This window comes from Luteibacter sp. NPDC104163 (assembly GCF_055584245.1).
Genome location: NZ_JBVJMK010000014.1, coordinates 1 through 12,924 on the forward strand (window position 1 = coordinate 1; position 12,924 = coordinate 12,924).

The window sequence follows — 12,924 nt, forward strand, 5'->3', positions numbered from 1 at the left end:
CATCAAGCTCAGGCTTAATGGCCTGAGTCCGGTTGAATACCGGACCCAGGCCCTAGCCGCCTGACCCCGCTGTCCAACTTTTGGGGGTCACCTCACAAGCGCGCTCCCACAAGTTCAATCAGGCCAGCGGCGATCAGAACGCCGGCAGCACCGCGCCGTTGTAGGTCTTCTCGATGAACGCCTTCACCTCGGGCGAGGTGAGCGCGGCGGCGAGCTTCTGCACGCGCGGGTCATCCTTGTTGTCCGGACGCGAGACCAGGAAGTTCACGTACGGCGAATCCTTGTCTTCGATCAGCAGCGCGTCCTTCACCGGGTTGAGGCCAGCGGCGAGGGCGTAGTTGGTGTTGATCAGGGCAAGGTCCACCTCGTCGAGCACGCGCGGCAGCATGGCGGCCTCCAGCTCGCGGAACTTCAGGTGCTTCGGGTTCTGGTCCACGTCCTTCAGCGTCGCCAGCTTGTCACCCGGGTTCTTCAGGGTGATCAGGTTGTGCTTGGCCAGCAGGAGCAGGGCGCGGCTGTTGTTGCTCGGGTCGTTCGGGATCACGACGTTGGCGCCATCCGGCACTTCGTCGATCGTCTTGTACTTGCGCGAGTAGGCGCCGAACGGCTCGATGTGCACGCCGACGACCTTGACCAGGTTCGTGCCGCGCTCGCGGTTGAACGCGTCGAGGTAGGGCTCGGTCTGGAAGAAGTTCACGTCCAGCTGCTTCTGGGCTACCTGCATGTTCGGCTGAACGTAGTCGGTGAACACCTTGATCTCGATGTCCACGCCCTGCTTGGCCAGAAGCGGCTTGATTTCCTTGAGGATTTCCGCGTGCGGAACCGGGGTCGCGGCCACGGTGAGCGGCTTGCCGGCGTCCGCCGCGCCACCCGCGGCGCCGCCAGAACAGCCAGCCATGAGGACGGCAAGGGTGGCGGCCAGGGGGAGCAGGAACTTCTTCATGGGGGCGTCCAGGCAGGCATGTTGCGGTGCGACAGCATAGACGTCCATACCGCCAGATGCAAAAACCCGCCAACCCGGCCTTATTTACGGCTGTACCGCGCCACGAGCCAGTCGCCGAGCATCTGCAGCACCTGTACGAGCACCACGAGCAAGGCCACCGTGACCAGCATGTAGTCCGGTTTGTAGCCGTTATAGCCGTACTGGTAGGCGAGCGCACCCAGGCCGCCCGCACCGACGATACCGCCCATGGCGGTGTAACCGACCAGCGCAACGGCGGTCACGGTGGTCGCGGCGACGAGGCCGGGGCGCGCCTCCGGCAGCAGCACGCGCATCACGATCTGCTTTGTGGTGGCGCCCATGGCCTGGCTGGCTTCGATCACGCCACGATCCACTTCGCGCAGGGCGGTTTCCACCAGGCGGGCGAAGAACGGCGCCGCGCCGATGACCAGCGGTACGATCGCACCGCGGATACCGATGCTCACGCCGGTAACGGCCTTGGTCACCGGGATCAGCAGGATCATCAGGATGATGAAGGGGATGGAGCGGAGCACGTTCACCACCAGCGACAGCACGCCGTAGAGCTTCGGCTTCGCGTGAAGCTGCCCGCGCGCGGTGAGGAACAGCCACACGCCCAGCGGAAGGCCGATCGCCAGCGTGAACAGCAGCGAGCCGGCCAGCATCAACAGCGTATCGAAGCAGGCCTGGAGGATCTCGGCCCAGTCGATATTCGGGAACAACGTCTGCAGCGGGCTCACCGGGTCACCTCTTCGATATCGACACCGGCGGTGCGGAGCTGCGCGAGCGCATCGTCCAGGCGGTCGCCGTGCATGGCCAGGGTGAGCTGGCCGTAGGGTTCATCCTTGATTCGGTCCACGCGGCCGGAGAGGAGGTTGTATTCCACGCCCGTGTCGCGCACCACGCGCGACAGCAGCGGCGAATACGTCGTATCGCCACGGAACGAAAGGCGGAACAGCTTGCCAGGCACGCCGGCGTATTCCGGGCCGCGCCCTTCGCGGTGGTCGGCCTCGGCAACGAAACGGCGCGTGGTGGGATGCTGCGGATGCAGGAAGACGTCGGCCACGGTCCCCAGTTCGACGACGTGCCCCGCATCGAGCACCGCGACGCGGTCACACACGCGGCGGATCACATCCATCTCGTGGGTGATCAGCACGATGGTCAGGCCGAGCCGGCGGTTGATGTCGGCCAGCAGCTCGAGCACGGAAGCGGTGGTCTGCGGATCCAGTGCACTGGTGGCCTCGTCGCACAGCAGGATCGACGGCTTGCTGGCGAGCGCGCGAGCGATGCCGACGCGCTGCTTCTGGCCGCCGGAAAGCTGGGCCGGGTATTTGTTCGCATGGGCCTCGAGCCCGACCAGCGCGAGCAACTCCGCCACGCGGGCCGCGATATCCGCCTCGGCCGTGCCGCCCTGCAGGCGCAACGGGAAGGCGACGTTATCGGCCACGGTGCGCGAGCTCAACAGGTTGAAGTGCTGGAAGATCATGCCGATCCCGGCGCGGAGGCGGCGCAGCTCGGCCCCCTCGGCATGGGTCACGTCCCGGCCGTCGACCAGCACCTTGCCGGCGGTGGGCCGCTCGAGCAGGTTGATCATCCGCAACAGGGTCGACTTGCCCGCACCGGAATGGCCGATGATGCCGAACACCTCGCCCTGCTGGATGGCGAGGTCCACGGGCTGCAGGGCAGGGACCAGCGTTCCGTTGACCTGGTACGACTTGGACGCGGCTTCGAATCGGATCACGGGCAGGGGTGGGCCTGGGCGGGGAAGGCGCCCATGGTAGCCGAAGGCCCCGGGCGGCGTAGACTGTGCGCTTTCCACCCGCCTACGAAGGAGCACCATGACCGGCATCTACGATTTCTCCGCCCGCGATATCGATGGCAACGAGCGTTCGCTTGCCGAGTGGAAGGGTAAGGTCGTGCTGGTGGTTAATGTCGCCTCGAAGTGCGGCTTCACGCCGCAGTACAAGGGCCTGGAAGAACTGCAGAAGCAGTACGGCGCCCAGGGCTTCGACGTGCTCGGTTTCCCGTGTGACCAGTTCGGTCACCAGGAGCCGGGTGACGAAGCCGAGATCCGTGATTTCTGCTCGCTCACCTACGACGTCTCGTTCCCGATGTTCTCCAAGATCGACGTGAACGGCGACAAGGCCCACCCGCTGTACAAGTGGCTGAAGTCGACAAAGAAGGGCTTCCTCGGCACCGAAGGCATCAAGTGGAACTTCACCAAGTTCCTGGTGAACCGCGATGGCGAAGTGGTGGAGCGCTACGCCCCGACCGATACCCCCGAGAAGATCGGCAAGGACCTGCCAGCCGTCCTCGGTTGATACCTGTCCACCCTATGGCCTGTGGGAGTGAGCTTGCGAGCGAGGGTTCGCGGCAGAGCATCGCTCGCAAGCTCGCTCCCACAAGAAGCCGCCTTCAGAGGTGATCCTGGGTTTCCGCGAGCATCACGGCGATCGCGTCCACTTCGGATGACACCGGCGCGGCACCCTGGGTGGGCTTGTAGTTGTTGAGGATGACGGCGAAGGCGAGGCGCTGGCCCGACTTCGTCGTGACGTAACCGGCGAGCGCGTTGACGTAGCTCATGCTGCCGGTTTTCGCCTGCACGTTGCCTTCGGCGGCGGTGCCTTTCAGGCGGCGGGCCAGCGTGCCGTCGACACCTGCGACCGGGAGCAACGCCCGGAAGGCCGGTGTATCGCTTGTCAGTAGCAGGTGCGTCAGCGAACCCGCCGTCGTGAGGTCGTGCCGCGAAAGACCGGTGCCTTCCTCGAGCGAGGTGGCCGACGGGCCGATGCCGCGGCTGGCGAGCCACGCGGCGAGCGCGGCGGCGGCACGGTCCTCGGTGCGTGGCGCGGCCTGGTCGGGTGCTTCGGCGCCCGCAAGCAGGAACACGCTTTGCAGGTACATGTTCTGCGAGCGCTTCAGGCCGGCAGCAAGGATCTCGCCGAGCGTGGGCGAAGGAAGCGTCGCCAGCTGGGTGCCCTGCGGCGCCGGGATCGGCCAATGCACGCTGCGTGCCTCCTTCTTCACCGTGATGCCGTGCCTCTCAAGCGCGGCGGTGAGCCGGCGCGCCGCGGTAAGCGCCGGGTCGGGCAGTGAGAGCCGGCTCTTGCGCGGCTGCGCGCCGAGCACATGCAACGTCGCGGTGCCGGGTGCCCGGTAGAGCTCCGGGGTATCCGAGGGCTGTTCGGCCAGCGTCGTTGCCGCATCGACGGGCGTCAGCGTGACGGCGTCGCCGCGCACGGTGGCGACCATGGTGTTTTCGTCGACGGTGAGGCCGCTGGCGGTCGCGCCGTAGTACTCCTGCAGATCGGAGGCCTCCCACCCGCTGCCGATCGGCGGGCCGGGGAAGGCCGTGTCATCGCCGACCACGCCGCCGTCGACACGGGTGATGCCGGCGGCGGCGACCTGCTGCGCCAACTGGTCGGCCCAGCCGTCGCCGCTCAGCGTGGGATCGCCACGCCCGCGCAGAACCAGTTCACCACGTAACCGGCCGCGCCGGATCTCGCCCGCGGCGAGCACATCAGTGTGCGTGCGGTAATCCGGGCCGAGGCGGTCGAGTGCGAAGGCGGCGGTGTAGAGCTTGGCCGTGGAGGCGGGGAGCATGAGCTCGCCGTCGTCGTGGCCGTAGATGCCGTGGCCATCGTCCAGCGATACGACGCTGATGCCCCATGAGGCGGCGGCGAAGCGCGGCGCGGCAATGTGTGCATCGATGCGCTGGGTGAGCGTTTCGGCCGCCAGCGTGCCGCTGAACAGCAAAAACAACAGCGCTACTGTGGTGGGAGCGCGCTTGCGCGCGATGGGGTGTGCTGAACCCTCTCCATCGCGCGCAAGCGCGCTCCCACAGGCGTGGGGCGTTATTGCAGCCACGAGGGCTGGGCCTTGTCGAGGAAGGCCGAGAGCCCGTCCTGGCCTTCGGCGGAGACGCGGAGGCGGGCGATCAGGGCGGCGTTCGCCGTGTCGGTCTTTTCCATGGCGGCTTCGGTCATGCCGCCCATGCCGAGTGCCAGCTGCTTTGCCTCGCGCTGGGCCACGGGGCCGCCCTTGGCCAGCAGGCCGAGCACGCGCTCGACCGCGGTGTCGAGCTCTTCCATCGGTGCGGTTTCGTGGACAAGGCCCATGGCATGCGCGGCGGCGGCGCCAAAGATCTCGCCGGTAATGAACAGGCGGCGCGCCTGGCGCAGGCCGATCGCGGCGATCACATACGGGGAGATCACCGCCGGCACCAGGCCGAGCTTCACCTCTGAGAGCGCGAACTTGGCGCCTTCCGCTGCGATGGCGATATCGCAGCAGGCCACGAGACCCACGCCGCCGCCGAACGCCGCGCCGTTCACCCGGGCAATGGTCGGCTTGGACAGGAACTGCAGCCGGCGCATCAGCCGGGCCAGGCGCTCGGAATCCGCGCGGTTGTCGGCTTCCGACGCCGAAGCCATGCCGCGCATCCAGTTCAGGTCGGCGCCGGCGGAAAAACTTGCGCCCGTACCGGTCAGCACCACCGCGCGCACCTCCGGGTCGGCGTCCACTGCGTCGATCGCAGCCGTCAGTTCGGCGATCAGGGCGTCATCGAAGGCGTTGTGCACCTCCGGGCGGTTCATCAGCAGCCAGGCGACGGTGCCGCGGCGGGTCAGTTCAACAGCCGGCATGAAGGATCTCCGAAAGGTGTCATGAGAATCATAAACGGCCGGTCTGTAGGTGTGGTGCCAAAACCCTGGTCCGTCTAACCCCTGCATGAGATGCAGGCGGTCAGGTAAAAGGCGTACAATGCGAACAGTTCTTATTTGAGATATTCCCCAGTGCGCCTGTCCGACGCGCCGAAAGGTGCCCAAGCCGTGGTCCAGTCCGTTACCGATGCCCATCCCGCCGACCCCATCGCGCAGCGCCTGCGCGACCTGGGCTTTGTCGCGGGTGAGCCGGTGCGGTTGGTGGCCCGGGGCCCGCTCGGCGGCGATCCCTTGCTGGTCCAGATCGGTTCGACGCGCTTCGCGTTGCGCAAGACGGAAGCGGCGCGCGTGGAAGTGAACGTGGAAGGTGCGGCATGAGTGCCTCGACGATGCGCATTGCCCTGGTGGGCAATCCGAACTGCGGCAAGACCGCGCTGTTCAACCAGCTGACCGGCGGCCGCCAGAAGGTGGCCAACTACGCCGGTGTCACCGTGGAGCGCAAGGAGGGCCGGTTCACCGCGCCGTCCGGCCGCACGTTGCAGATCCTAGACCTGCCGGGCGCGTACAGCTTCGATGCCACGAGCCCGGATGAAGCGATCACCCGCGATGTCTGCCAGGGCCGTTACCCCGGTGAGGCCGCGCCTGACCTGATCGTGTGCGTCGCCGACGCCACCAACCTGCGCCTGCACCTGCGCTTCGTGCTCGAAGTGCGCCGCCTTGGCCGCCCGGTGGTGCTCGCGCTGAACATGATGGATGCCGCGCGCCGGCGTGGTCTCGTGATCGACGTGGCGAAGCTCTCGCAGCGGCTTGGCGTACCCGTGGTGGAGACCATCGCGGTCCAGCGTGGCGGCGCGAAGGCGCTGGTCGAGCGGCTGGATGCGGCCGTGCCCGACGTGGTCCCGGCGGCGATCGACCATGCCAGCGTCGATGAGCTGCACGCCGAAGTGCGCTCGATCCTCGCGGAGACGGTGACGACGTCGCGCGACACCGTCGCCATCGATGACGCGATCGATCGCTGGGCGCTGCACCCGGTGTTCGGCCTGGGCATCCTTGCCGTGCTCATGTTCCTCATCTTCCAGGCGGTGTTCTCCTGGGCACAGCCGGTGATGGATGCCATCGAGGGCGGCATCGCCGCGCTCGGCCAGTACGTCACCGGTTTCCTCCCGGCCGACAGCGCGCTGCACAGCCTGCTCAACGATGGCGTGTTCGCGGGCCTCGGCGCGGTCCTCGTGTTCCTGCCGCAGATCCTCATCCTCTTCCTGTTCATCCTGATCCTCGAGGAATCCGGCTACCTGCCGCGCGCGGCCTTCCTGCTGGATCGCATGATGTTCAAGGTGGGCCTGACCGGCCGCGCGTTCATCCCGCTGCTGTCGAGCTTCGCCTGCGCGATCCCCGGGATCATGGCCACGCGCAGCATCAACGACCCGCGCGATCGCCTGACGACGATCCTGGTGGCGCCGCTGATGACGTGTTCGGCCCGCCTGCCGGTCTACACGCTGCTGATCGCCGCGTTCATCCCGGATCGCGCCGTCGGCATCTTCAACCTGCAGGGCATCGTGCTGTTCGTGCTGTATTTCGCGGGCATCTTCAGCGCGCTGGGCGTGGCGTTCGTGATGAAGCGCTTCCGCAAGGATCGCAGCGAGCATGCGCTGATCATGGAGCTGCCGTCGTACCGCCTGCCGAACGTGCGCGACGTCGCGCTCGGCCTGTGGGAGCGTGCGCTGATCTTCCTGAAGCGCGTCGGCGGCATCATCACCGCGCTCACCGTGCTGCTGTGGTTCCTCTCCAGCTTCCCGGGGCCGCCGGATGGCGCGACCCAGCCGGCGATCGATTACAGCCTGGCGGGCATGCTCGGCCGCGGCCTGCAGTACATCTTCGCGCCGATCGGCTTCAACTGGCAGATCTGCATCGCGCTGGTCCCGGGCCTCGCCGCCCGCGAGGTTGCGGTGGCCGCGCTGGGTACCGTGTATGCCATGTCGGGTAGCGACGACACCGTCGCCACGCAGCTGGGGCCGGTCATCGCACATTCGTGGTCGCTGGCCACGGCGCTGTCGCTGCTGGCGTGGTACGTGTTCGCCCCGCAGTGCATGTCGACGCTGGCGGTGATCCGCCGCGAAACCAATTCCTGGCGCAACGTGGCGATCGCCGCGGGCTACCTGTTCGGCCTGGCTTATCTGGCCTCGTTCGCTACGTACCAGATCGCGAGGGCGCTCTCGTGAGCGGCTTCCAGGTCTTTGAAACGCTGGTCATCGGCATCGTGGTGCTGGCGAGCGCTTACGTGGCGTTCCGCAAGCTCCTGCCGAAGACCTCCACGCGGGTGATGGCGGGTGTGTCGGCCAGCCTGAACCATGAAGGCCGCGCCGGCGTGCTGCGTGCGATCGGCAGGAAGGTGCAGCCGGCGAGCGCATCGGGCAGCTGCGGTGACGGGTGCGGCTCGTGCAACAGCTGCGGGCCGGCGCCCGCGGCGCGCAATGATGCGCAGCCGCTGACCTTCAAGTCGCGGCAGTAGGCATCGCGCGCAAGCGCGCTCCCACAAAAGCCACGCGCCCCGCTCCTCGTGGGAGCGCGCTTGCGCGCGATGCTTTCCCTCAAGGCCCCGGCTCATCCACCTGCCGCCTGCGCTGCTTGCGCAGGGCGAACCAGTTGATCGTCAGGTTCACAGCGAACCACGCGCCAATGAGCGCGAGCGGCCACGCGATCACCGCGGGCCAGAGCACCGCGACGATCGTCAGCACGATGGCCGTCAGCGCGCCGGCGAGGACGGGTCCGGATTCCGTATCGCCCAGCACGCGGTGGTGGGTGATCGCCGCACCCACGGTGTTCGCGATACGCAGCGCACCGGCTGCCGCGCGGCTCGAGCTGCCGCCGCCATGCCGCGGTCGCGGCGGTCGCGGGGAGCGGCTACGCAGGCGCTCGTTGCCCGTGCGTCGGCGGGAGCCGCGCAACAGGATCTCCGTGGCGTTCTCCAGATCGGCTTCGTATTGGGCGGCCAGCTTCGCCGCGAAGCCGGCATCCTCGATCGCCACATCGATCTCGCGATTGCTCAGCCAGCTGGCGATGTTGAGGTTCGACGAGCCCACGCGCGCCCAGCGGCCATCTGCCACCGCGGTCTTCGCATGCAGCATCGAACCGTTCCATTCAAAGACGCGGATGCCGGCCTTCAGCAGCGGCCGGTATCCGGAGCGCGACATGCCCGCCACCATCGGGATGTCGCTGCTGCCGGGCACCAGCAGGCGGACGTCGACGCCATCGCGCGCGGCGGCGGAGAGCGCCTGCACATACGGTGCGACGCCCACGAAATAGGCATCCGTCAGCCACAGCGTCTTCGTGGCCATGGCCGCGACCATCTGGTCCAGGCGGTACATGCCCGCCGTGCTGGGCTGGGTCGCGATCAGCCGGAGATTCACCTCGCCCGCCTCGGCGGCAGGTTCATGCCGGGCCACGCGTGGATCTTCGGGCAAACCGGCGGGCCCGGCATCGCGCCAGCTATCGGCAAAGGCCTGCTCGATCTCGGCCACCGCGGGGCCGCGCAGCATCACCCCGGTGTCGCGCCATGGCGGCACGTCACGGGCCGGGTCGCCGAGCCACTTCTCGCTGATGCACACGCCGGACAGGAAGCCGGTCTCGCCATCCACCACCAGGACCTTGCGGTGATCGCGGCTGATCCAGCCGAACGAGCTGCCGAACCGCGGCGGGTTGTAGATGCGGACCTCGCCGCCGGCCTGGCGCAGCGGGTTCCAGAAGCTCGAGCGTGACTGGCCCAGGCAGCCCGCCCAGTCGGCGATCACCGCGACGAACACCCCGGCGCGGGCGCGTTCCACCAGCGCATCGCGGAAGGCCTGGCCGATCCGGTCGTTGCGGATGATGTAGTTCTCGAGGAAAACGTGGCGCTTCGCCCCGGCGATGGCCTTGAGCCAGGCGTCGTAATGGGCCTGGGCATCGATCAGCAGGTCGACGGCATTACCGCCGATCAGGGGCGCGCCGGCACTGCGACTGAGGGCCTGTTCAGCGAACTGGCGGGTGGAAAAGGCGGTGGGACGGTGGAGGTTCATGGGCGGAGTGTATCGATAAGCCAGATGCATGCCTTGTGACCATTAGGGCGGCTGTCACGGGCTTGCGCTAAAATGGCCCGCTATGACCGACGACCTGATCCGCCCGCGCCCCGCGGAAGCCGAACCCCGCCGCCCCAGCACCGGTGTCGTTATCGACAAGGTACAGGTGGGTGGTGGCGCGCCCATCGTGGTGCAGTCCATGACCAACACGGATACCGAGGACCCGGTATCCACGGCGAAGCAGATCGCCGAGCTGGCCCGCGCCGGCTCGGAAATGGTCCGTATCACGGTGAATACCCCGGCCGCAGCCGCCGCCGTGCCGCGTATCCGCGAGCGCCTGGAGATGATGGGCGTCTCGGTGCCGCTGATCGGCGACTTCCATTACAACGGCCACCAGCTGCTGGAAGGCGAGCCGGCCTGTGCCGAGGCGCTGGCGAAGTACCGGATCAACCCGGGCAATGTCGGCTTCGGCAAGAAGAAGGACGCGCAGTTCGCCTCGATCATCGAGATGGCGATCCGCTACGACAAGCCCGTGCGCATCGGCGCCAACTGGGGTTCGCTCGACCAGTCGATGGTCGCCGCGCTGATGGACGAGAACGCCCGCCGCGCCGACCCGTGGGATGCCGGACACGTCGCCCGCGAAGCGCTGATCCGCTCGGCACTCGATTCCGCCGCCCGCGCGGAGGACCTGGGTCTCGCGCGAGACCGGATCATCCTGTCCTGCAAGGTCTCCGGCGTACAGGAATTGATCGCGGTCTATCGCGACCTGGCCCGCCGCGGCGATTACGCGCTGCACCTGGGGCTGACCGAAGCCGGCATGGGCTCCAAGGGCATCACCGCATCCAGCGCTGCGCTCGCCGTGCTGCTGCAGGAAGGCATCGGCGACACCATCCGCATTTCGCTCACGCCGGAACCGGGGCAGTCGCGTACGGCCGAGGTCATCGTGGCCCAGGAATTGCTGCAGACCATGGGCCTGCGCGCGTTCACGCCGCTGGTCACCGCGTGCCCGGGTTGCGGCCGCACCACCAGCGAGTTCTTCCAGGAACTGGCGAAGACCGTGCAGGGGCATGTCCGCGAGCGGATGCCCGAGTGGCGCGTGAAGTACGACGGCGTGGAGAACCTCACGCTGGCCGTGATGGGCTGCATCGTCAACGGCCCGGGCGAATCCAAGCACGCCAACATAGGCATCTCCCTGCCGGGCAACGGTGAGGCGCCGGCCGCGCCGGTGTTCATCGATGGCGAGAAGGCCATGACGCTGCGCGGCGACAACATCGCCGACGAGTTCGTGGCCATCCTCGACAACTACGTCGAATCGCACTACGCCGTCCGCCACGACTGACCGTCACGCCTTGCATGCGGGGCCACCTGCCACCATGGCAGGTGGTTTCCCCCTCCCCAAGGAGACAAGGCATGGCACATTCCGTCCCGCTGCTCGGCCTCAACGACGGCCACAAGGCGCCGCAGATCGGCTTCGGCGTTTTCCAGATCCCCGACGATGAAACCTCGCGCGCCGTCCAGGAAGCGCTGAAAGCCGGTTACCGTTCGATCGACACCGCCGCGATCTACAAGAACGAAGCCGGCGTCGGCGATGCGCTTGCGAAGGCCGGCGTCGCGCGCGGCGATATCTTCCTCACCACCAAGCTGTGGAATTCGGAGCAGGGCTTCGATTCGACGCTGCGTGCGTTCGACGCCAGCATGAAGAAGCTCGGCACCGATTACCTCGACATGTACCTGATCCACTGGCCGACGCCGAAGCACGATCGTTACGTCGATACGTGGAAGGCGTTCATCCGCCTGCGCGAGGAAGGCCGGGTCCGTTCCATCGGTGTCAGCAACTTCCAGCCCGCGCACCTCGACCGGATCGTCAAGGAGACCGGCGTCACCCCGGTGGTGAACCAGATCGAGGTGCATCCGGATTTCGCGCAGAACGACGTGGTCGCCGCGAACCGCAAGCACAACGTGATCACGGAAGCCTGGAGCCCGCTGGGGCAGGGCGGCGAACTGCTGAAGAACGACACGCTCGTGCAGCTCGGCAAGAAGCACGGTAAGTCGCCGGCACAGGTGGTGTTGCGCTGGCACGTGCAGCTGGGCCACATGGTGATCCCGAAGTCGGTCACGCCCGAGCGCATCCGTTCCAACATCGACGTGTTCGATTTCGAACTCTCGCCGGAAGACATGGCCGCGATCGCGAAGCTGGACACCGGCAACCGCATGGGCCCGAACCCCGACGAGCTCAACTGAGCCCGGCTAACGCCGTTGTGGGAGCGCGCTTGCGCGCGATGGGTGCTTGCGCCAGGCCCCATCGCGCGCAAGCGCGCTCCCACAAGAACATCGTCAATTCGTCATGGAGATATCAATCTCCATGGGATACGGCGCAGGCGCCTTCGGCGGTGCCGGCAGCGACCAGGTCGCGAACTGTCCTGCAAAGCACGTAGCCACCGGCGTCGCCGGCTGCACCACCACATCGCTGGTCTGCCCCTTCGCATCAACCTTCGCGACCAGCGTGAACGCGCGCTTGTCCGCGGGCGCATTACTAGCGATGCAGCCTTTCAGCGCATCCGTCGCGGGATTCCCGATCCGGTCCCACAGCGTCTCCTGCCAGGCCTTGCCATCGGGCTTCGCTTCCAGCGCTTTCGCGGCCTGCACGCGCGCATCAAAGCCGTCAGCACCGGCGAATGCGAAGATCAGGGCGAGCAGCATCAGGTGTCTCCGGAATGGGAAGGCCTGAGCCTAGCAGGCAGGCGGGGTATTCACATCGGGGGCGGTAGGGTCCGTGGTGTCGCGTGCATGCGCAAACCCTGGTGGAACCATCATGCGTAACTCCCTGATGCTTGCCCTCCTTTTCGTCACCCCCGCCGCGTTTGCGCAGGCGTCGTCGCCTTCGCAGCCATCCATGCCGACGCATCCATCGGCGTCTTCGCCTTCCACCGCGCCATCGCAGTCGTCGCCGACGCAGACCTCGCCGACGCGGCCCAGCCAGCCTGCCACTTCGCCGCAGGCTCCTGCGAACCCGGCGATGGTGCCGCCGCAGACGCCCACCTCACCGAATCCCGCATCGGCGCCGGTGCAGCCGGCCTCGGATGCCGGGGCAACGGAGCGTGGGCTTGCGCCGGTGAAGCCGGCGACGGGTGTGACGCCGAAGGTGAAGGACGCGGCACATCACGATACGGATGCGGAGGGGCATACGCTGGATCCGCATGGGAAGCCGGTGGGGCAGGCGCCTGCGGTGCCTTCTACGGTGAGGTAGGCCATCGCG

The 12,924-nt window shown here is 67.3% G+C and carries 14 protein-coding genes; 7 read left to right on the plus strand and 7 right to left on the minus strand.

What is annotated here, in order from left to right:
• Positions 1 to 133: 133 nt before the first annotated feature.
• The 3 genes from ACZ6YI_RS15980 to ACZ6YI_RS15990 all read right to left on the minus strand — a co-directional run bounded on the left by ACZ6YI_RS15980 (position 134) and on the right by ACZ6YI_RS15990 (position 2,699).
• Positions 134 to 943 (minus strand): MetQ/NlpA family ABC transporter substrate-binding protein, encoded by an 810-nt coding sequence (locus ACZ6YI_RS15980; RefSeq protein WP_465779527.1) that lies wholly within the window; start codon positions 941 to 943, stop codon positions 134 to 136.
• 80 nt (positions 944 to 1,023) lie between these two features.
• On the minus strand, positions 1,024 to 1,698 hold the full coding sequence (locus tag ACZ6YI_RS15985; protein ID WP_440329114.1) for a methionine ABC transporter permease: 675 nt from the start codon (positions 1,696 to 1,698) through the stop codon (positions 1,024 to 1,026).
• Positions 1,695 to 2,699, minus strand: a complete 1,005-nt coding sequence (locus tag ACZ6YI_RS15990) for a methionine ABC transporter ATP-binding protein (protein ID WP_465779528.1) — start codon at positions 2,697 to 2,699, stop codon at positions 1,695 to 1,697. Before ACZ6YI_RS15990 ends, ACZ6YI_RS15985 begins: the two co-directional genes overlap by 4 nt.
• Before the next feature lie 97 nt (positions 2,700 to 2,796).
• On the opposite strand from ACZ6YI_RS15990, the gene ACZ6YI_RS15995 reads away from it, so the two are divergent.
• Positions 2,797 to 3,279 (plus strand): glutathione peroxidase, encoded by a 483-nt coding sequence (locus ACZ6YI_RS15995; RefSeq protein ID WP_440329110.1) that lies wholly within the window; start codon positions 2,797 to 2,799, stop codon positions 3,277 to 3,279.
• A gap of 94 nt (positions 3,280 to 3,373) precedes the next feature.
• Here the strand turns inward: ACZ6YI_RS15995 and dacB are convergent, their stop codons facing one another.
• Both dacB and ACZ6YI_RS16005 read right to left on the minus strand, forming a co-directional pair.
• A complete protein-coding gene (gene dacB, locus ACZ6YI_RS16000; RefSeq protein WP_465779529.1) occupies positions 3,374 to 4,720 on the minus strand; it encodes a D-alanyl-D-alanine carboxypeptidase/D-alanyl-D-alanine endopeptidase in 1,347 nt (448 codons plus the stop codon).
• Positions 4,721 to 4,812: 92 nt separating this feature from the next.
• Positions 4,813 to 5,598, minus strand: a complete 786-nt coding sequence (locus tag ACZ6YI_RS16005; protein ID WP_465779530.1) for an enoyl-CoA hydratase/isomerase family protein — start codon at positions 5,596 to 5,598, stop codon at positions 4,813 to 4,815.
• A gap of 150 nt (positions 5,599 to 5,748) precedes the next feature.
• Between ACZ6YI_RS16005 and ACZ6YI_RS16010 the strand changes: the two genes are divergently transcribed.
• Genes ACZ6YI_RS16010 through ACZ6YI_RS16020 form a run of 3 tightly spaced genes read left to right on the plus strand, consistent with a single transcriptional unit; the run spans position 5,749 to position 8,125 of the window.
• Positions 5,749 to 5,994 (plus strand): FeoA family protein, encoded by a 246-nt coding sequence (locus ACZ6YI_RS16010; RefSeq protein WP_440329104.1) that lies wholly within the window; start codon positions 5,749 to 5,751, stop codon positions 5,992 to 5,994.
• Positions 5,991 to 7,835, plus strand: coding sequence for a ferrous iron transport protein B (feoB, locus tag ACZ6YI_RS16015; RefSeq protein WP_465779531.1), 1,845 nt, complete (start codon positions 5,991 to 5,993; stop codon positions 7,833 to 7,835). Before ACZ6YI_RS16010 ends, feoB begins: the two co-directional genes overlap by 4 nt.
• Positions 7,832 to 8,125 (plus strand): DUF6587 family protein, encoded by a 294-nt coding sequence (locus tag ACZ6YI_RS16020; RefSeq protein WP_465779532.1) that lies wholly within the window; start codon positions 7,832 to 7,834, stop codon positions 8,123 to 8,125. Before feoB ends, ACZ6YI_RS16020 begins: the two co-directional genes overlap by 4 nt.
• Before the next feature lie 79 nt (positions 8,126 to 8,204).
• Here ACZ6YI_RS16020 and ACZ6YI_RS16025 read toward each other — a convergent pair whose 3' ends face one another.
• On the minus strand, positions 8,205 to 9,668 hold the full coding sequence (locus ACZ6YI_RS16025) for a phospholipase D-like domain-containing protein (RefSeq protein ID WP_465779533.1): 1,464 nt from the start codon (positions 9,666 to 9,668) through the stop codon (positions 8,205 to 8,207).
• A gap of 82 nt (positions 9,669 to 9,750) precedes the next feature.
• On the opposite strand from ACZ6YI_RS16025, the gene ispG reads away from it, so the two are divergent.
• Positions 9,751 to 11,007 carry a flavodoxin-dependent (E)-4-hydroxy-3-methylbut-2-enyl-diphosphate synthase gene (gene ispG, locus ACZ6YI_RS16030; protein WP_465779534.1) on the plus strand — a complete coding sequence of 419 codons (1,257 nt, stop codon included), beginning with the start codon at positions 9,751 to 9,753 and terminating at the stop codon, positions 11,005 to 11,007.
• A 71-nt stretch (positions 11,008 to 11,078) separates the two neighbouring features.
• Positions 11,079 to 11,909, plus strand: a complete 831-nt coding sequence (locus tag ACZ6YI_RS16035) for an aldo/keto reductase (RefSeq protein ID WP_465779535.1) — start codon at positions 11,079 to 11,081, stop codon at positions 11,907 to 11,909.
• 93 nt (positions 11,910 to 12,002) lie between these two features.
• Here the strand turns inward: ACZ6YI_RS16035 and ACZ6YI_RS16040 are convergent, their stop codons facing one another.
• Positions 12,003 to 12,368, minus strand: coding sequence for a peptidase C13 (locus ACZ6YI_RS16040; protein ID WP_465779536.1), 366 nt, complete (start codon positions 12,366 to 12,368; stop codon positions 12,003 to 12,005).
• Positions 12,369 to 12,480: 112 nt separating this feature from the next.
• Here ACZ6YI_RS16040 and ACZ6YI_RS16045 point away from each other — a divergent pair, with 112 nt between their 5' ends.
• The gene (locus ACZ6YI_RS16045) at positions 12,481 to 12,915 is read left to right on the plus strand and encodes a hypothetical protein (RefSeq protein ID WP_465779537.1); all 435 of its coding nucleotides are present in this window, start codon (positions 12,481 to 12,483) and stop codon (positions 12,913 to 12,915) included.
• The last annotated feature ends 9 nt before the right edge of the window (positions 12,916 to 12,924 follow it).